At 72.2% G+C, this 19,108-nt stretch carries 16 protein-coding genes; 3 read left to right on the top strand and 13 right to left on the bottom strand.

Annotated elements, in window-relative coordinates; genetic code table 11:
- Positions 1–31 precede the first annotated feature (31 nt).
- The 3 genes from BJP65_RS11815 to BJP65_RS11805 all read right to left on the bottom strand — a co-directional run bounded on the left by BJP65_RS11815 (position 32) and on the right by BJP65_RS11805 (position 3,545).
- The gene (locus BJP65_RS11815; protein ID WP_083285975.1) at positions 32–1,003 is read right to left on the bottom strand and encodes a LacI family DNA-binding transcriptional regulator; all 972 of its coding nucleotides are present in this window, start codon (positions 1,001–1,003) and stop codon (positions 32–34) included.
- Between the two features lie 242 nt (positions 1,004–1,245).
- Positions 1,246–2,133, bottom strand: a complete 888-nt coding sequence (locus tag BJP65_RS11810; protein ID WP_070409276.1) for a tagatose-bisphosphate aldolase — start codon at positions 2,131–2,133, stop codon at positions 1,246–1,248.
- Positions 2,134–2,192: 59 nt separating this feature from the next.
- Positions 2,193–3,545 (bottom strand): FGGY family carbohydrate kinase, encoded by a 1,353-nt coding sequence (locus tag BJP65_RS11805; RefSeq protein ID WP_070409988.1) that lies wholly within the window; start codon positions 3,543–3,545, stop codon positions 2,193–2,195.
- 101 nt (positions 3,546–3,646) lie between these two features.
- On the opposite strand from BJP65_RS11805, the gene BJP65_RS16310 reads away from it, so the two are divergent.
- On the top strand, positions 3,647–4,873 hold the full coding sequence (locus BJP65_RS16310) for an HAD-IA family hydrolase (RefSeq protein WP_181015926.1): 1,227 nt from the start codon (positions 3,647–3,649) through the stop codon (positions 4,871–4,873).
- A gap of 239 nt (positions 4,874–5,112) precedes the next feature.
- On the opposite strand, the gene BJP65_RS11795 is transcribed toward BJP65_RS16310, so the two are convergent.
- A complete protein-coding gene (locus tag BJP65_RS11795; protein WP_070409986.1) occupies positions 5,113–6,114 on the bottom strand; it encodes an SDR family oxidoreductase in 1,002 nt (333 codons plus the stop codon).
- A 66-nt stretch (positions 6,115–6,180) separates the two neighbouring features.
- On the opposite strand from BJP65_RS11795, the gene BJP65_RS11790 reads away from it, so the two are divergent.
- Together BJP65_RS11790 and BJP65_RS11785 are read left to right on the top strand one after the other, a co-directional pair.
- Entirely contained in the window at positions 6,181–6,396 is a 216-nt protein-coding gene (locus tag BJP65_RS11790; RefSeq protein WP_070409275.1) for a hypothetical protein, read from the top strand.
- A 334-nt stretch (positions 6,397–6,730) separates the two neighbouring features.
- Positions 6,731–7,558, top strand: a complete 828-nt coding sequence (locus BJP65_RS11785; RefSeq protein ID WP_070409274.1) for a CPBP family intramembrane glutamic endopeptidase — start codon at positions 6,731–6,733, stop codon at positions 7,556–7,558.
- 51 nt (positions 7,559–7,609) lie between these two features.
- Here BJP65_RS11785 and BJP65_RS11780 read toward each other — a convergent pair whose 3' ends face one another.
- From BJP65_RS11780 to BJP65_RS11740, 9 genes are all read right to left on the bottom strand, one after another.
- Positions 7,610–10,417, bottom strand: coding sequence for an FAD-binding and (Fe-S)-binding domain-containing protein (locus tag BJP65_RS11780; protein ID WP_070409273.1), 2,808 nt, complete (start codon positions 10,415–10,417; stop codon positions 7,610–7,612).
- Positions 10,414–11,412, bottom strand: a complete 999-nt coding sequence (locus BJP65_RS11775; protein ID WP_070409272.1) for a 1-phosphofructokinase family hexose kinase — start codon at positions 11,410–11,412, stop codon at positions 10,414–10,416. The genes BJP65_RS11780 and BJP65_RS11775 overlap by 4 nt, the downstream gene beginning before the upstream one ends.
- Complete coding sequence (locus BJP65_RS11770) at positions 11,409–12,236, bottom strand: class II fructose-bisphosphate aldolase (protein WP_235561638.1); 828 nt, start codon at positions 12,234–12,236, stop codon at positions 11,409–11,411. The genes BJP65_RS11775 and BJP65_RS11770 overlap by 4 nt, the downstream gene beginning before the upstream one ends.
- 171 nt (positions 12,237–12,407) lie before the next feature.
- Positions 12,408–13,397 (bottom strand): ABC transporter substrate-binding protein, encoded by a 990-nt coding sequence (locus BJP65_RS11765; RefSeq protein WP_070409271.1) that lies wholly within the window; start codon positions 13,395–13,397, stop codon positions 12,408–12,410.
- 41 nt (positions 13,398–13,438) lie between these two features.
- Complete coding sequence (locus tag BJP65_RS11760) at positions 13,439–14,521, bottom strand: ABC transporter permease (protein WP_070409270.1); 1,083 nt, start codon at positions 14,519–14,521, stop codon at positions 13,439–13,441.
- The gene (locus tag BJP65_RS11755) at positions 14,518–15,297 is read right to left on the bottom strand and encodes an ATP-binding cassette domain-containing protein (RefSeq protein ID WP_070409269.1); all 780 of its coding nucleotides are present in this window, start codon (positions 15,295–15,297) and stop codon (positions 14,518–14,520) included. Before BJP65_RS11755 ends, BJP65_RS11760 begins: the two co-directional genes overlap by 4 nt.
- 2 nt (positions 15,298–15,299) lie before the next feature.
- Entirely contained in the window at positions 15,300–16,718 is a 1,419-nt protein-coding gene (locus BJP65_RS11750; RefSeq protein WP_083285836.1) for an L-fuculokinase, read from the bottom strand.
- Positions 16,715–17,755 carry a class I mannose-6-phosphate isomerase gene (locus tag BJP65_RS11745; protein WP_219811349.1) on the bottom strand — a complete coding sequence of 347 codons (1,041 nt, stop codon included), beginning with the start codon at positions 17,753–17,755 and terminating at the stop codon, positions 16,715–16,717. Before BJP65_RS11745 ends, BJP65_RS11750 begins: the two co-directional genes overlap by 4 nt.
- Positions 17,752–19,089 carry a LacI family DNA-binding transcriptional regulator gene (locus tag BJP65_RS11740; RefSeq protein ID WP_070409267.1) on the bottom strand — a complete coding sequence of 446 codons (1,338 nt, stop codon included), beginning with the start codon at positions 19,087–19,089 and terminating at the stop codon, positions 17,752–17,754. Before BJP65_RS11740 ends, BJP65_RS11745 begins: the two co-directional genes overlap by 4 nt.
- Positions 19,090–19,108: the final 19 nt, after the last annotated feature.

The following is a 19,108-nucleotide window of genomic DNA, read 5'->3' as shown; positions in this document are numbered from 1 at the left end:
CGGGGCAGCGTGGCCGGCAGCGGCGCGCGGGTCAGAGGCGGCAGGACTCCCGCTCGACCAGCGACACGTCGATCACCGTGAGCTCGTCGAGGCCGAGGCCGGCGTCGGGCCGCAGGCGCGCGAAGACGCGCTCCGCGGCGAGCGCTCCGATGCGGCGCGGATCCTGGTCGATCACGGTGACGGCCGGGGTCAGGGTGTCGGCCATCGGGAAGTCGCCGAAGCCGACGAAGGGCATCGGCGCCCCGCGCAGCACGTGCGCGAGCGCCATCGAGGAACGGGCGTTGGCCGAGAACAGCGCCGTCGGCGGCTCCGCCAGATCGCGGAGCCGTGCGAGGGCGGATGCCGCGGACTCGCGGTCGGAGACCTGAGAGGCCACGAGCTGCTCGTCGATCTCGACGCCGGCGTCGCGCAGCGCCCGGCGCCAGCCCTCGACGCGCTTGGTCTCGGTGGACAGGTGCACCATGTCGCCGACGTACGCGATGCGGCGGTGCCCGTGCGAGAGCAGGTGGCTGGTGGCGAGGTGAGCGCCGGCCTCGTCGTTCTCGGTGAAGGTGTCGGTGAGAAGACCCACGGGGGCACGGTCGACGAAGACGATGGGCGTGTGACCGCGCCAGCGCTCGAGCCACGAGTGGTCGGTGCCGACGGGCGCGATGACCAGCCCGGTCAGCTGGCGGCCGAGCAGGGACTCGAGCGCGGGGCGTTCGTCGTCGGGATCCTCGCCGAGGCTCGTGACGAGGGTCGACAGACCGTGGCGGCGCGCGGTGTCCTCGACGGAGCGCGCGATGGCCGCGAAGAACGGGTCGACGACGTCGGGCACCGCGACGCCGATGACCGAGGCGCGACCGGCGCGGAACGTCGTGGCCAGGGCGTTGGGCACGTAGTTGAGGTCGCGCATGGCCGCCTCCACCAGCGCGCGGGTGTCGGGCAGTACGTGGGGGTCGTCGTTGAAGACGCGCGACACCGTCTTGGTGCTCACACCGGCGCGCAGGGCGACGTCGCGCATCGTGGTCACGAGGCACCTCCGGGGTGTGGGCGAGTGGCGGGTCCGACGAGCCACCCTATCCGGCGGTCACCGCCGACCAGCGCCGAGACGGCGGGGGCCGACGCCGCCCCCCGCCGGGCGGAAGAGGCGCCCTCCCGCCCGGCACCGTGGCATCCGTCCCCCGCGCGCACCCGCGGCGAGATCGGCCGACGGGCGTCGGACGCGATCATGGACGGACCCGGCGCCGGGCGGGCGTGGTCATCTCAGCGGCCGTCGACGGCGTCGGCGAGCTCGCGCAGGCGCGGCAGGGCGCGGCCCGAGAGCAGCTCCTCGCGGCGTTCGGCGTCGATCGAGAGGCTGTCCTTCCACAGTGACCGACCGGCCATCGCGCCCGACGCACCGTTGGCGACGGCCGTGCGCACCTGCTCGATGAAGGTCTCGTGGTCGACACCGGCCGACAGCACGGCCCACGGCACACCCTGGGCGACCTCGGTCACGCGGGCGCTGGCCTCGGCCGAGCCGGGGTACTGGAGCTTCAGGATCTTCGAGCCGCGCGCGACCGCCAGTTCGGCGCCGTCGACGACGAGGTCGGCGAACTTCGCCTTGTACTCCTCGTCGCTCTCGTCCTCGAGCTGGTACGTGAGCAGCTCGACGATGAGCAGCAGGCCCTCGGCCTCGCAGGCGGCGACCAGGTCGCGGATCTCCTGAGCGACGCGGGAGTCGGCATCCTGCTTGTCGGGGCGCGTGTAGTAGAGCATCTTCGCGACGGTGCCGCCCATGTCGCGGACCGTGCGGGGGGTGACGCCGGGCACGAAGCGCGTGTACTTGAGGCCGTCGACGGTCTCGAAGCCCGAGGCGTCGAGGCCCACGACGAGGCCGGTGTCGCGATCCAGCACGCCGTCGTCGACGATCTGCGGCAGCGCGACCTCGGGGTCGAGCAGGATTGCGGGAGCGTGGTTGGCGAGGTGGCGGACGAGGTCGGCCTTCACCTCGGCGAGCTCCTCGCGCGTGATGGCGTCGGAGCCGTTCGGGGCGTCCTTGATCGCGGCCTTCATGCCGTTGCGCTGGTCGGCGGCGACGATGAGCATGTGGCCGTCGGGGGTGCTGATCGACTGGAGCGCGCGGCGCTCGAGCGTGGTGAGTTCGTTCATGTTTCTCTCTTCTCTGGGGTGTGCGCGCGCGTGCGGTCGGGGCAGGCGCGAGGGTCGGGTCAGGAGGGGACGGATGCCGAGACGAGGCGCCGCGCCATGTCGGCGGCTCCCCACGCGACGTCCTGCTCGCGGGCGGACAGGGCGAGGTCGGGCAGAGCGTGGGCACGGGCGCGTCGGACCGAGGCCATGCCCGCCCACCCGCCGGTGAGCGTGGAGTGGGTCGCCGGGGCGACCTCACGATCCATCGCGGCGATGAGCTCGGCGATCTCGGCGTTGCTGTGCCGGAGGGCGGCCCCGAAGATCTCGGCGGGAGAGGCCTCGGCGTGCAGCGTCAGGCGCAGGACGCCGTCGTCGTTGCGCGCCCCGGTGACCTCGATCGCGCCGGCGGGCAGCTCACCCTCGTAGGGAAGCGCCATCACCGCGGCGTCGAGGGCGTCGCGCCCCGCGCGATCGCTGATGCCGCTCGCGTGCAGCACGCGCCGCAGCAGGAGCCCGGTCTTGACGCCGGCGACGAGCACGTGTTTGCCGGGCACGACGTGGCGCACCTCGTTGATGAGGGCGTCGGCCAGGCGCTGGCGCGCGGCGTACCCCAGGGGCGCGTCGAGCACGCGCAGCAGCACCTCGGCCGTGCCGAGCGAGACGTGGTACCCGTCGGCATCCAGCGTGCCGTTGGCTTGAGCGGCCACGAGGTGGTCGTGGCCGGCGACGGTGAGGGCGGCACCCGCGACGCGCGGGCCGAAGACACCGGAGGCGACGCCCCACGAGAGGCCTCCGCCGCGGAGCGGGGGAAGCAGCGTGTCCTCGACGCCGAGGGTGTCCAGCATCGCGGGCCACGCGGCGCCGGAGTCCTGGTCGATGAGGCCGGTGCGTGAGGCGAGCGAGAGCTCGAGGGCGACGTCACCGCCGAGGGCGGCGACGATGAACTCGGGCAGGTCGAGCCAGCGCAGACCCGCGAGGTCGGTGCCCTGATCGCGCAACCAGGCGAGCTTGGCGACGCTCACCTGCGCTCCGAGGGGCAGGCCCGTGCGGCCGGCGAACTCCTCGCGCACCGCCCGCGGGAACGCCGCGATCTGCTCGAGGCCGCGCGGGTCGAACCAGGCGAAGCCCGGGCCCGCAGCGGCACCGCTCTCGTCGATCAGGATGCCGGTCTCCCCCATGCCGGCGACGGCGAGCGAGGTCAGCGGCTCGGCGGTCAGCGGGGCGAGATCGGCGTCGACGAGGTCGACGAGCGCATGCACGGAGGCCAGCAGGTCGGCGGCGTCGATGTCGGTGGTTCCGCCCGCTCCGACCCGCCACGGGGTGGGTACCTGAGCGCCGGCGATCTCGGTGCCGTCGTCGTCGACGACCAGCATCTTGATCGCGGTGCTGCCGAGGTCGAGCCCGGCGTGGAGGCGCGCGGACCCCGAAACCATGTCACCGGTGTCTCGCATGAGCGGCCGTCCTTTCCGGAACTTCTTCGAGTCCCGGAATTTCAAGCATGACACCGGTGACTTGCTACGTCTATGGTGGGGGTATGCCGTCGCCGTGTCAAATACCCGAATCGCTCGCCGTCGTCGTCGCCGGCACCGCCGGCAGCGGCAAGAGCACCCTGGGTCGGGCGATCGCCGAGCACCTGCGGGCGCCCCTCATCGACCTCGACAGCGTGACCACGCCGCTGCTCGACGCCCTGCCCGACGGCGCGCTGGGCGACCACTGGCTCACGTCGCCGCACGGTCCCGCGATCCGCGCCGGACGCTATGCCGCCCTGCGCGCCACCGCCGCCGACGCCCTCTCCACGGCGGGCCGCGTGGTGGTCGTGGCGCCGTTCACCGCCGAGCTCACCGGGGGGCCCGAGTGGGACGCACTACGCGAGGCCCTCGCCCCCGCCGAGCCGCACGTCGTGCACGTCGACGGAGACCCCGCCGTGCTGGCATCCCGCCGCTCCTCACGCGGCGCGTCTCGCGACGCCCACCGCCCCGACACCGCCCCCGTGGCCCCCTCGATCCCGGTGACCGCCGTCGACGCCGAGCTGTCGACGGCGCAGCAGCTGGCCCGCGTCCTGCCGGCGCTGGGGATCCGGCGGCCGATCGATGCGGACGCCGAGATCTTCACGCGCGAGTTCGACGCCGTGCTGTTCGACCTCGATGGCACGCTGGTGGACTCCACAGCATCCGTCGTGCGGTCGTGGCGCCGCTTCGCCGAGCACTTCGACGTGTCGATGGAGGCCCTGCACGCCAACCACGGCCAGCCCGCGCGCACGCTCGTGGGTCATCTGCTGCCCGCCGACCGGCATGCCGAAGCCCTCGCGCACGTCACCGACCTCGAGGTGACGGATGCCGTGGGCCTTCTCCCCATCCGAGGCGCCGACGCGTTCTTCACCTCGGTGCCCGCCGAGCGCCGAGCCATCGTGACATCGGGGTCGGTGCCGATCGCGACCGCCCGCCTCGCCGCCTCGGGCTACGACCGGCCCGACGTGTTCGTCACGGTCGACGACGTCGAGAACGGCAAACCCCACCCCGAGCCGTTCCTCACCGCCGCCGCCCGCCTCGGCGTCGACCCCGCGCGCTGCCTCGTCGTCGAAGACGCGCCGGCCGGTATAGCGGCAGCCCGCGCGGCGGGATGCGCCGTGCTGGCGCTGACCGGCACGACGGCGGAGGAGGAGCTGACCGCCGACCTGGTGGTGGACGGACTGGATGCCGTGCGGCTCGAGGTCTCGGCATCGGGAGCGCTGCGGTTGGTGCCGGCCGGGCGCCGCGACTGACCCGGCGGCGCCGCACGGTCTCGTGCCCCGCTTCCACCTGACACGAGGCAAGAGTTCTCGCCGCGGGTCACCGTCCGCGGGGTATGGACCTGCTGCGTTGCGTCAGCCGCGTCCGTGTGCCGAGTGGAGACTCCTCTTGAATGTGAGCTCTGCTGCCGAATGACCGCGCGAGCCGTTGCGATCTACGCCAGCCCCACCACGAGGTCTCCCCGGATACTGCGGGCGCGCGCGGGCGCTGACTAGCGTCGTCCGGTCACCGCCGCCGTCACCCCGACTGCGGCGGCGAGGGTAAGAGCGAGGGCAGAGAAGACGGGCCGGCGGTGGCGGATGGCCCACGTCTGAGGGCTGAAGGAGTGGGCGTCATCGGAGAAGATGCCCCGAGCACCGTGGTCACCTGCAACGGGCTCCCACAGGTTGGACGGCTGGGTGGAGCGCGGCTTGCCCGTCTCCACCTGCCCGCTGTACGCCGTCTTCGCGAGGAACCAGTCGAGGAACCGCCCGGCGAACCGCGCGCCGAGGATGGTGGCCGCGGTGGGTTCGCCCACCCAGGTACGTCGACGCGGTACGTCCGCAACGTCCGCGACCGCACGTGCACCGACTTCGGGTTCGAAGATGGGCGGCACGGGCTGGGGGTGCTCGGGGAAGCTGGACTTCACCCAGCCGAACTGCGTCGTGTTCAGCGCGGGCATATCCACCAGGGACACCGCTACGTCGCTGTGATTGTGCGTGAGTTCCGCGACGACGGCGTCGGTGAACCCATGGATTGCGTGTTTCGCGCCGCAGTAAGCCGCCTGCAACGGAATCCCTCGGTGGGCGAGGGCTGACCCGATCTGGACGACGTGCCCCGCTCCTCGCGACGTCATCCGACTGAGCGCTGCACGGGTGCCGTTGACGACCCCGAGGTAGGTGACCTGTGTCGCTCTATCGAAATCCTCGACGGACGTATCGAGGAACTCCGAGATGGTGCCCGCCATGGCATTGTTCACCCACAGGTCGATGGGACCGAGCTCGTCCTCGATCGCCGACGCGGCCGCATCGACGGCGGCCCAGTCCGCGACATCGGCGCTCACGGCATAGCCTCGACGGCCCCGTGCCTCGATTTCTCGGACGGTGGCAGCGAGACCGTCTCCGCCGCGCGCCAGCACGGCAACATCCCACCCCCGATCCGCCAGCTCCCGACTGATCGCCCGCCCCAGGCCCGCAGACCCTCCCGTCACTACCGCCACACCACGCGCGCTCATGGTCACCCCTCATCACCGATTAGCTTCGCGGCAACCGTACGACCCGCGCCCACCGTCGAGAGGGGGTTGTGGAAGTCACGGGCGTCCGATCGCGCCGAGCTCAAGGCGGTCGAGTACCGTTCGGGCACGGCCTGGAACGACAGCGCACCCCGTGATCGGGCCGCCGCTCAGATCCTCACCGTGTTCGGCTCGCTGGTGACGGCCGCGTCGTTCATCCTGTTGTGGTCCACGCTCGCCTTCGGCCGGTTCGACGATGTCACCCGCCTTGGCATCCCGGTCTGACTGCTGGCTGGCTTGGGAATCGGCGGGGGCTGTGGATCGTGTGGCGCGGGATCGCCATGTACCGGGCGGATCAGTCTCCGCGTCGATAGGTGTTCCCGACCACCCCTGCGGCAAACCTCGGGCCCCGCGGCCCGGCCGCCGAGCCCCGCCGCGCGACCCAGGCCCCGAGCCCCGCCCCGCACACCTCCGGCAACCCGCCCCACCACCCGCTCCCACCCACCCTTCCCCCGCAAAACGCAGGAGTTGTGCCGAAGCCGCAGCGCACACCCCGCCATCGCGGCCCCTCTGTCACGATGAAGCACGAACGGGCGGCAGGGGATTCAAGGGGGCAGACATGGCGCACGGCGCATCGAGCTGGTCGAGATTCTGGAACAGGGGCGGGTTCTGGCGGGCACTCCTGCTCGCGGTCGTCTATCTCGGCGTCTATCTGCTGATCGGTTTTCTGCTCAGCCGCGTGCTCACCCCGGGCGGAAGCCTGCGGGGCGAGACGGGCAGCGCCGGCGACGTGTTCTTCGGCACCGGCGTCCCGATCCTCGTCACCGGGGTACTGCTCGTCGCCTTCGCGGCGTCGGTCGGGTGGCGCCGCGAGCTGTTCTCGCGGCAGACGCTCGGTGGGCGCCGGTGGATGTGGACCGCCGTGATCGTCGTGCTGGCGATCAACGTCTTCGCCCTGCTCTCGATCGATTACGCGGCCGCGGGGCTCCCGCTCGTCGGCGCCTGGTTGGTGACGGGACTGTTCATCGGCTTCGTCGAAGAGCTCGTCACGCGCGGCTTCGTCGTCAACCTCATGCGCAAGGCCGGTCACCGCGAGATCGTCGTGGCCCTCGCCTCGGCCGGGATCTTCGCCGCGCTGCACCTCGCCAACCTGTTCACCTCGACCGAGGGCGTCGCCGTGGTGCTGCAGCAGGTCGTGTACACCTTCTTCTTCGGCCTGTGCATGTACCTCGTGCTGCGGGTGACCCGCACGCTGATCGCCCCGATGCTCGTGCACGCGAGCACCGACCCGACCCTCGAACTGCACGGCCTGTTCCCGGCCAACGGCCTGCTCGGCGTCGTTCCCACGCTCAGCACCTACATCGTCGTGCTCACCGGGCTGATTCTGCTGATCGCCCTGATCGTGAGCGAGCGCCGCCGCGCCGCCGCCGCACCCGCCTTCGAGTGAGGGGTCGATTCCCGTCGCCGCGGGGCTCCCGAGGCGGCGGGGCCTGACGCCTCACGCGCCCGACCGCGTCGCCCGCTCCAGCAGCTCCAGCACGTGCACGTACGACTCCCCCGTCGCCTTCGTCATGCCCAGCTCGCAGGTGCGGTTGCACGAGGCGTACGCGTCGGCGCCCCAGCCGGCGACCTCGGCCGCCTCGGGAGCGGTCGCGGCCTCGGTCAGCTCCGGGTGCAGCATGCCGCGATCGCCCGCATACGCGCAGCAGCCCCAGGCGTCGGGAACACGGACCTCGGATGCCACGACCGCACCGATCGCGCGGAGTGCCGGGTCGATGCCCAACTGCGTCGACGAGCAGGTCGGGTGCAGCGCCAGCCGTTCGGCCACCGGTGCCGGGGTGAGACGCGGAAGCAGATCAGATGCCGTGAAGGCCACGGCATCCAGAACCCGGATGCCGTCGTCGCGCAGCGTCGCCGCGAAACCCTCGGTGCAGCTCGACGCGTCGCACACCACCGGGAGGGCGCCGTCGCGTGTGGCCTCTCGGACGGCCGCACGCACGCGGGCCGACATGGTGGCGTGCCCCTTCGCGTAGCCCTTCGACGACCACGGGGTGCCGCAGCAGAGCGCGTCGATGCCGTCGGGGACGACCGCCGAGACGCCGGCGCGCTCCAATAGCCGGGTGAACGCCGCGGTCGCGCCGATGCCCTCGGAGGCGCCGAACATGCTGCCCACGCAGGCCGGCAGGAACACCGCCACGGGCTCCACACCCGCCGCGCCGACCCGAGACCCCAGCGACCGCCGCGATGCCCCACCGGCGGGAAGCTCCGCCGAGTACCGCGGCACCGTATCGGCGCCGAGCACCGCGCGGGCGGCATCCGTCACCGTCCGCACGAGCGGCGTGGGCAGCGCCGCGGCGACCGTCAGCGCGGCGGATCCCGCGCGCGTCACCGCTCCCCATCCGGTCGCCGCCGCCGACCATCCCGCGGCCAGCACCGGGTTGGCATCCTCCCGCCGGAAGCGCTTCATCAGCGTCCCGGTGTTGATGAGCACGGGGCACGCCGTCTGGCACATGCCGTCGACCGCGCAGGTCTGCACGCCGTCGTAGTCGTAGTCGCGCTCGAGCTCCGCGACGAGAGCGCCGTCGCCGCGCTCGCGGGCTGCGGTCGACGCCCTCCGCACGACGATCCGCTGGCGCGGCGTCAACGTGAGCGATCGACTCGGGCACACCGGCTCGCAGTATCCGCACTCCACGCACCGGTCGGCCTCGGGCTCGATCGACACCGGCGTCTTCAGGTCGCGCATATGCGCACCGGGGTCGTCGCTGATGATCACGCCCGGATTCAGGATGCCGCTCGGGTCGAGCAGACGCTTCAGCTCGACCATCACGTCGTACAGTTCGTCGCCGTACTGCCGGCGCACGTACGGCGCCATCGCGCGACCGGTGCCGTGCTCGGCCTTGAGGTTGCCCCCGGCGTCGAGCACCAGGTCGACCATCGCCTCGGTGAACCCCTCGAACCGACCGAGCGCTTTCGCGCCCTCGAAGCGGTCGGTGAGCATGAAGTGGATGTTGCCGTCCTTGGCGTGGCCGAAGATCACGCTGTCGTCGTAGCCGAACCGCGCGAACAGCTGCTGCAGCCCTTCGCAGGTGTCGGCGAGACGCGCGACGGGCACGACCACGTCTTCGAGCAGCGCCGTCGTGCCCGAGGGGCGGGCCCCGGCGACCGAGGCGTAGAGACCCTTTCGGAAGGTCCACGCGGCGGCGCGCTGCACCGGGTCACGGGAGAAGACGGCCGCGTCGAGCAGGTCCTCACCGGCGAGCACGCGTGCGCCCGCCCCAGCGAGCTCCCGGAGCGCGGGAGCGTCGTCCGCGTGGTACTCCACGAGCAGCGCCGCCTGCGTGGTGGCCTCGAACCCGTGGATGGCGGCGGGGGTGCCGGCCAGACGCTGTCCGACGCGGAGGGAGGTGGCATCCATCAGCTCCAGCGTCGCCACTCCCGTCGACACCAGGGCGGGAAGAGCGCGGGTGGCCGCGTCGAGCGTGGGGAACACCGCGAGCGTCGTGGCGACGGCCGGGCGGATCGGCACCGTGCGGAACGTCGCCTCGGCGACGAACGCGAGCGTCCCCTCGGATCCCACCGTGAGGTGCGCGAGCAGAGCCGCCGGGGTGTCGAAGTCGAGGAACGCGTTGAGGGCGTAGCCCATGGTGTTCTTCATCGCGAACTGCCGCCGGATGAGCGAGACGCTCACGGCATCGCCGACCACGCGCTCCCGCAGGCGCATCAGCCCTTCGACGAGGGCCGGCTCGCGATCGCGCAGCAACGCGTCGGCGTCGGGGGCGGCCGTGTCGACGACGGTCCCGGATGCCAGCACCAGCACGAGGCCCTCGAGGGTGCGGTACGAGTTCTCCTCCGTTCCGCACGCCATGCCGCTGGAGTTGTTCGCCACGACCCCGCCGATCGTGCACGCCGCTTCGCTCGCCGGATCGGGGCCGAGCCGGTGCCCGTGCCGCGACAGCCGCGCGTTGACCTGGCGCACCGTGGCGCCCGGCTGAGAGCGCACGCGGCGCCCGCCGTCGAGCACGTCGATGCGCCCGAAGCCCTGCCGCACGTCGATCAGCAGCCCCGCTCCCGACGACTGCCCCGACAGGCTGGTGCCGCCCGAGCGGAAGGTCACCGCGGTGGCCGAGGCGGTGGCCGCCCGCAGGATCGCTCCCACCTCGGCCGCGTCGGCGGCGACCACCACGGCATCCGGGGTCAGCAGGTAATGGGAGGCGTCGTTGGCGTAGGCGACCCGGTCGATCGCGCGCGTGCGGACGCGCGACACGTCGGCGACCGCCGCGGTGATCTCGGGAGCGAGGACGCTCACGCGTCGCCCTCCGGGTTCAGGGCGCGAGTGAGGTCGGGCTCGGTGTCGACGAGGGCCCGGATGCCCTGGGGCGGTCCCGCGACGAGGGTCGACGCGTGCGCCACCGCATGGGCTCCCCACTCCGCGGCCGAGGCTGCGGCCACCGCGAGCGAATCGGCGCCGGCCGCCGCCGAGGCGGGCGCGCGGGTGAGACCGAGCAGGAACCCCGCCAGGGCGGCATCCCCCGCCCCCGCCGTGTTGGCGACGTGCGGGGCCTCGGCGCGGGCGAAGACCACCCGCTGATCGGTGACGGCGAGCAGGCCGTCGGCGCCCATGCTCGCCAGCACGATGCCCACGCCGCGCGCGACGATCTCGCGCGCGGCGGTGACGACGTCGCCGAGGGTCCCGAGGGGGCGCCCGACCGCGGCGGAGAGTTCGTCGACGTTCGGGGTGAGCAGGTCGATGCCGGCGGGGTCGGCGAGCAGCGCGTCGAGCGCGGCTCCGCTGGTGTCGACGGCCACGCGGGCACCGCGCTCGCGGGCCGCCGCGCGGACGGCGGTGAGGTCGACGAGGGCGTGGGTTCCCGCGAGCTCCGGCAGGCTGCCCGAGATGACGAGCCAGGGCTGCTCCCGCGCGGCGAGCTCGTCGCGCACGGCCGACACCGTGGCATCCCACGCCTCCGCCGACAGCGGCGGGGTGGGAGCGTTCACCTTGGTGGTCGCTCCGTCGGCGTCGACGATCGACGTGTTCACGCGTGTCGCGCCGGGCACCTCGACGATGCGCAGCAGGGGGGCGGTGAGTCCGCAGCGCGCGAAGCGCACGTCGTCGGCGCCGAGCACCACGACGGCGGCCGTAGGCGCGCCGCCCGCGGCGAGGGCGGCCGAGACGTTGACGCCCTTGCCGCTCACCTCCCGCGTGTAACTGTCGGCGCGGGCGAAGGCGCCGCGGCGCAGGATGCCGACGCGGTAGGTCGCGTCGATGGCCCCCGCCGCGGTGAGGGTGACGATGCCGGTCATGCGGTGCGTCCGGTGATGACGTCGAGCAGTCGATGCACTTCGCCCGCGACCGCCTCGCGGCCGGGCGATAGCCAGCGGCGCGGGTCGATGGCATCCGGGTCCCGGTCGAGCTCCGCGCGCACCGCGGAGGTCAGCACCTGGTTCAGGTGCGTGCCGACGTTGACCTTGCGCACGCCCGCGCGCACGGCGCCGTCGATGCCGGCGTCGGCGACGCCGCTGGAACCGTGCAGCACGAGGGGCACGGACAGGGCGGCCGAGAGGTCGGCGATCAGGGCTTCGTCGAGCCGCGCCGTACGCTCGCGCATGGCGTGCTCACTGCCGACTGCGACGGCGAGGGCGTCGACGCCGGTCTCGCCGACGAAGCGCACGGCCTCGGCGACGTCGGTGCGGACGCCCGGTGCGTGCGCGCCCTTGCCCCCGATCTCGCCCAGCTCGGCCTCGACCCAGGCGCCCGCGGCGTGCACGCGTGCAGCGACGGCGGCGGTGCGGTCGAGGTTCTCGGCATCCGGAAGGTGGGCCGCGTCGAACATGACCGACCGGATGCCGACGGCCAACGCCTCGTCGACGAGCGACTCGTCGGTGGCGTGGTCGAGGTGAACGACGACGGGCACCCGGGCGGCCTCGGCCAGCCGTAGCGCGGCGGAGGCGGCCGGGGCGAGCCCCCCGTGGAACGCGATGGCGTTCTGCGACAGCTGGAGGATCACGCCGCGGTCGGCGGCTTCGGCCCCGGCGACGATGGCCTCGGCGACCTCGAGGGTGATGAAGTTGAAGGCCCCGACCGCGCGGTGCGCGGCGAGCAGTTCGGGCATGTCGGCCAGCGGCACGGCGGTGTCTTTCTCGTCGGTGGTGATCGGCGGCGCTTCGCGCGCGCGTGAGTCGCCAGAATCTGTCGCTGACGTGGTGGTTGATGCGACAAAGTGTGGCGACTCACGCGAAGAGCGGAGGGGGGATGCCGGGACCCCCACGCGGATGTGGGAGCCCCGGCATCCGGGGTGTCAGCAGGTGGACTTGTAGACCGCGTCCTTGCCGTCGGTGTCGATGTTGTCCTTCGTCAGGATGGTGAAGCCGGTCTGGATCTTCTCCTCCGTCGCCTCACCCTTGAGCGCGGCGATGGCCTGCTTCACACCGTCGGAGCCGATGGTGGCGGGCTCCTGCGCGACGAGCGCCTGCACCGTGCCGGCCTGGAGGGCCTTGACCTGGGCGGGACCGGCGTCGAAGCCGACGATGGTGACGGCGCCCTGCTTACCGGCCTGCTGCACACCGGTGGCGGAACCTTCGGCGGCGAAGAGGTTGGCGGCGAAGATGCCGACGATGTCGGGGTCCTTCTGCAGAGCCGCGGTCACGATCTCGGCCGCCGTGGAGGGCTCGTTGTGCGAGTACTGCACACCCACCGACTCGAACTTCGAGTCCTTCGCGACCGCGTCCTCGAAGCCCTTCGCTCGGGCGTCCGTGGTCGAGATGCCGGGGTCGACCGAGACGACGAGCACCTTGCCACCGTTCGGGTTGGCCTCCTGAATGGCTTCGAACGCGGCCGCTCCGCCGCCCTCGTTGTCGGACGAGATCTGCGAGACCGCGCCCGAGGGGTCCTCCAGCGTCGTGTCGACGAGCACGACCTTGATGCCCGCCGCCTCCGCCGCCGCGATCGGCGCCTGCATGGCCGACACGTCGGTCGGGGCGATGAGCAGCGCGTCGGGCTTCGACGCGACGATCGCGTCGACGATCGGCTTCTGCAGGGTGGGGTCGAACTTCTCGGGACCCTGGGTGGTGACGGTGGCGCCTTCCTTGGCGGCTTCGTCCTGGATGCCGCACTGCATGGAGATGTAGAACTCATCCCCCGCGACGCCCTGCACGAACGCGATCTTGTACCCGCCCTCCGCGCCGCCCGACGCGGAGCCCGACGAGGCTCCGCCGGAGCACCCGGCGAGGACGAGGGTGGCTGCGGCGCCGAGGGTGGCGAACGCGAGAACCTTGCTGTTCCACTTCATTGTGATGACCGTTCTCTCTTGGTGGGGTCGGATGCCGGGCCTCAGCCGCGGCGTCCTCCGCTGACGAACTTTCGCCAGAGGCTTTGGGTGTTGCCGCGGGTGGCGGCGGTGCGGCGTACCTGGTCGACGTAGACGGCGGTGATCAGCACCGCGCCCACGGCGACCTGCTGCCAGAACGGCTGCACGCCGGTGATGACGAAGCCGTTCTGCAGCACGGCGGGGATGAACAGGCCCACGACCGTGCCGAAGATCGTGCCGACACCGCCGAACAGGGACGTTCCGCCGATGACGACGGCGGCGATGACGTTGAGGTTGGTCTGCGACTGTCCCGCGATGGCGGTGGTCGAGAACTGCGAGAGGGCGAGGATGCCGGCGAGGCCCGCGAGTGCTCCCGACAGGGTGTAGACCGAGATGAGGTGGCGGTCGACTTTCACGCCGACGCGGCGGGCGGCCAGCTCACTGGAGCCGACGGCGTAGGTGTAGAGCCCGAACTTGGTGAAGTGCAGCACGATCGCCCCGATCACGACGACGACGAGGGCGATGACGCTGATGATCGGCAGCGACCCGAACACGTTGCCGTACCCGATCGACACCGTCAGCACGGTGGGAACGTCGCGCACGTCGACGCCGCCGGTGAGGATCTGCGCGAGGCCCAGGGCCATGCCGAGCGAACCGAGCGTCACGATGAGCGGCGGGATCTTCGCCTTGGCGATGAGGAAGCCGTTCAGCAGCCCCCAGCAGACGCCGCTGAGGATCGACACCAGGATGCCGATCGTGGCGACGCCCCACCCTTCACCGCCGAGCGCTCGCATCACGAGGGCCGAGACGACGCCGGAGAACACGAGCACTGATCCGATGGAGAGGTCGATGCCGGAGGTGATGATGATGTACGTCATGCCGACGCCGAGGACGGCGAGGATCGAGGCGTTTTGGATGATGAGGCGGAAGTTGGACCACTGGGCGAACGAGTCCGGCGCCAGGGCGCTGAAGATCAGCACGATGACGATGAGGATGATGAGGATCTGGAAGGCCTGCGCCTTCAGCAAACCGACGAAGAAGTTCGGTTTCGAATCGTCGAACGTGCCGATCGCGACGGTCTCCGTCGGAGGTGTCGTGGTGCTCATTTCTGGTCGTCCTTCGTGACGGCGCCGGTCATGAGCCCGACGAGTTCTTCCATGGAGGTCTGTTTCGCGTCGATGTTCGCCACCCGGGTCCCCAGGCGCAGCACCTGGATGCGGTCGCACACCTCCATCACGTGCGGCATGGAGTGGGAGATCAACACCACCGCGATGCCCTTGTCCCGCACCCGCCGGATCGTCTCGAGCACATTCTTCGTCTGACGCACACCCAGAGCAGCGGTGGGCTCGTCGAGGAACACCAACCGCCCCGCCCAATGCACCGCACGAGCGATCGCGATCGCCTGCCGCTGCCCACCCGACATCTCCCCCACCGGCGACGTCAACGAACGCACCGTCGCGCCAAGCTCATCGAACGCCGCCCGCGAGGCGACGGCCATGTCCTTCGTCTTCATGAACCCCAGCGCACCGGCCAGGCCCGGGCGGCGGATCTCGCGGCCCAGGTACATGTTCTGCACCGGATCGAGATGCGGGGCCAAGGCCAGGTCCTGGTACACCGTCTCGATCCCCAACGCCGACGCGACCTGCGGATTCGACATCTCGATCGGCTGCCCATCGAAGAGGATCTCGCCCTCGTCGACGGCGAGATTGCCCGACAGGGCCTTCACGAGCGTCGACTTTCCGGCGCCGTTGTCACCGATGAGCGCGGTGACCTCCCCCGGATAGACCTCGAAATCCACATTGCTCAACGCCCGGACAGAACCGAACTGCCGCGACAGTCCCCGCGCCTGCAGCACGGGAACGGCGGTGGTGACTGACGACATCGTCAGCTCCTTTCGTTGGTGAGAAGAGGGCTCTCGTCCGCGACGAGAGAAGAAGAGAGGAACGCCTCGGCGACGTCCTCGAAGGACCGGGATGCCGCGTCGGCGGCGAACGCGGCGAACAGCGCCGCGCCGTACGCGGTGCCCTCGTCGTGGGTCGAAACGGTGACCTCGGGCAGCAGCGCCGAGCGCGAGCGCACGACGGACGCCATGGTCGACCAGCCACCGGTGAGCACCGTCGAGGTGGGCGGTGCGACTTCGCGGTCCATCACCGCCATGCACTCCGCGAGCATCTCGTTGCCGTGGCGCAGGCTGGTCGCGAACAGTTCGGCGGGGCTGAGTCCGTCGCTCTGCGCGACGATCCTGAGCACGCCGTCGTCGTTGCGGGCGCCCGACACCTCGAGACCGCCGTCGGCGAGCGTGCCGTCCACGGGAAGAGCCACGGCCGCGTCGTCGATGACCGCGCGCCCCGTGGCATCCGTGATCCCGAGCAGCTGCAGCACCCGCCGCATGAGCAGTCCCGACTTGGTGCCCGCGAGCAGCACGTACTTGCCCGGGATGACGTGGCGCACGCAGTTGATACCGGCGTGGGCGAGACGCTCGCGCGCGGCGAACGGAAGGGTGTCGTCGAGCACGCGCACGAGCGCTTCGGCGGTGCCCATCGAGTCGTACAGCTGTCCCGTGTGGGTGGCGCCGACGGCGACGGCCGAGACGAGGTGGTCGTGCCCCGCGATGGTGAGGGCGGCGCCGCGGAAGCCCGCGGGCATGGCCGGGTCGCTCAGCGTGCCGACCGCCTCGCCGGCGCTGACGCGAGCGCCGAGGATCGTCTCGTCCACCCCGAGCACGTCGAGCGCCGCCTGCCAGGGGGTGCTGTCGTCCTGGTCGATGAGTCCGGTGCGCGAGACGAGCGAGTACTCCGCCACGCGGGGCCCGCCGAGGGCGTGCACGACGAACTCCGGAACGTTGAGGAAGGTCGTCCCGGCGAGCGCGATCCCCCGGTCCCGCAGGTGCAGGAGCTTGGCGATGGATGCCAGGGGCCCGACCGGCAGCCCCGTGCGGCCGGGGAACTCGGCGCGGAACGCGTCGGGGGTCGCCGCGATCTGAGCGGCGCCGCGCGGGTCGAACCACGCCATGATCGGGGCGAGCGCGGTGCCGTCGGCGTCGAGCAGCACTCCCGCCTCGGCCATGCCCGACACCCCGAGGGCGACGATGCGATAGCCCGCGTCGAGGCGTTGGTCGGCCTCGGCCGCGAGCTCGCGGACGACGGCGATGGCACGGTCGGCGGGCATCTCGGCCTGGCCGTGGTCGAGGTTGGTCCAGGGTGAGCGGCGGCTCACGACGAGCACCTGGCGCCCGTCTGGGGTGGCGACCAGCAGCTTGGTGCTGGTGCTTCCCATGTCGATGCCGACGACGTAGTCGCTCACCGCACTCCTCCGCCGCGCAGGGTCCCGGGCCAGCCGGCGCCGGGCGCCGCGACGAGCACGTCGGCCTCCCCCGCCAGGCGCCAGGCGCCGAAGGCGTGCGGGACGGCGTAGACCTGTCCGCGCTCGACGTCGACCGAGCCCGCGTCCGACACCAACGCGCCGGACCCTTCGCGCACCAGCACCACCGCGAAACCGGCTTCACGGGCGGCGGTCTCGCCGGCCGCGTCGAACAGGCGGAAGTACGGGTCGGCGGCGGCGGGCAGCAGCGAGCGGAAGTCGGTCCCCGCCGGCGTCGTGCCGGCCGTGCTGATCAGGGCGTCGAGGGCTGCGGCGTCGAGCTTCTCGGTCGACACGGCGGGCATGACGGCGTCGAAGCCCAGGTCGAGGTGCGATTCATCGCGGGTCGAGGTCGTCACCGACCACTCGAGCAGGATCGAGAAGTCGGTGGGCTCCTGCACCTCGGCGACGAAGATCCCGCCGTCGATCGCGTGCACGGTGCCGGCGGGCACGAGCACGCCCATCCCGGGGCGGACGACCACGCGGTTCATCCGCGAGAGCATCCACTCGCTGTCCTGCGCGTCGCGGCGGCGGTCGAGCTCGTCGCGGTCGACGGCCCGGTTCCAGCCGACGTGCACGGCGCAGTCGGCCTCGGTCTCGAGCACGTACCAGGCCTCGGTCTTGCCGTACGGGCAGTCGAGGTGCCCGCGCGCGAACTCGCGGTCGGGGTGCACGTGCACGGGAAGACGCTGGCGCGCGTCGAGCAGCTTGACCAGGATGCCGAGATCCGCGGCGTCGCGTCCCCCGCGGGCCCCCACCCACGCGGCGCGGTCGGCCGTGACCAGGTCGCGCAGGAACGCGCCGTCCTCGGCGATCGCGAGGCCGATGGTGTCGGAGCCGAAGCGCGAGACGGTCGAGCCGAGCCACTCCTCGGGCTGGCGGTCGGTCTCGGGCACGATGCCGCGGAGGGCCGCGATGCGGTCACCGCCGAGGTAGAAGTGCTGCACGGGGTTCGGGGGCAGCAGGACGGGCTTCATCACGAGGCTCCGATCGGTTCGGAGGACGACACGGCGGCGACGCCGGAGGTCTCGGTGCGGGCGAGGGCGAAGGCGGTCGCCACGAGCGCCGCGGCGGGCTCGATCACGGCGACGGAGAGGGCGGCGGCTTCGGGCGGGGCGGGCTGCCCGGCCGACGCTGACGGGGCGGGCTGCTCGGCGGACGCCGACGGGGCGGGCTCCCCGGCAGGCGCCGAGGGCACGGCGGACCGCCCGGCGGACGCGGGCTGCGCGACGGACGCCCCCTCCGCGGCGACGGCGGGCAGGGATCCGGCACCGACGCCGACCTCGCCCGATCCCCGCGGGACGAGGCGGGTCGGCACGACGATGCGCGCGGGACCCTCGTCGGGGCGCGCGGCGCGCTGCCGCAGCAGCCGGAACGCCGCGACCGCGAGCAGGCGCGGGTCGTGGTCGACGTAGGTGATCGCCGGCTCCAGCACCTCGGCGAGGGTGAAGTCGCCGAACGAGATGAGCGCCGGCATGCGCAGGCCCTTCGCGCGGATCGCCCGGACCGTTCCGATCGCCGCGAGGCTGGTCGCGCAGAGCAGCGCGGTGGGGGCGTCGCCGCGTTCGAGCAGGCGCGAGGCCTCGGCGGCCTCGCCTCGGCCGAAGCGCTCGTGGGTGACGACGAGCGAGGGGTCGAACGGCAGACCCGCCGCTTTCAGAGCCGAGCGGTAGCCGGCCAGGCGATCGTCGACCGTGGGATAGGGCACGTCCTCGCCCATGAAGGCGATCCGACGGTGCCCGTGGGCGACGAGGGCGGCGGTGGCCTCGGCGGCGGCGCCGAAGTCGTCGATCACGACGGCGTCGATACCCGGGCGCGAGCGGTCGATGCAGACGACCGGAAAGCGGGTGCGCAGCCCCGCGAGGGTCGCGGCGTCCACGGCGACGGGCGCGACGATGAGGCCCGCGAGGCGGTGCCCGGTGAGGCGGTCGAGCTGGGTGCGCTCGTGGGCGGCGTCGTAGCCGGTGCTGGCGAAGATGACGCTGAGTCCCTCGGCGACGGCGAGCTCTTCGACGACGCTGACGAACGCGGCGAAGAACGGGTCGCTGATCGCGTCGATCAGAATGCCGATCGTGTCGGCGTCGCGCCGCTTGAGTTCCCGAGCGCTGCGGTCGGGGACGAAGCCCAGTTCGCGCACGGCCCACAGCACGCGATCGCGGGTGGCGGGCAGCACGCCGGCTTCGTCGTTGACGACACGGGACACCGTCTTGGGGCTGACCCCCGCGGCCGTGGCGACGTCGATGAGTCGGGCGCGCGACCGGGGCGCCATGGCCTCGGTGGCCGCCGTGGCGGCCGGTCGCTCGTCGTGCGTCATCGCATCTCCGACATCGTTG

This window comes from Microbacterium sp. BH-3-3-3 (assembly GCF_001792815.1).
Classification (GTDB): domain Bacteria; phylum Actinomycetota; class Actinomycetes; order Actinomycetales; family Microbacteriaceae; genus Microbacterium.
This window is presented reverse-complemented; position numbering and strand designations above follow the sequence as displayed.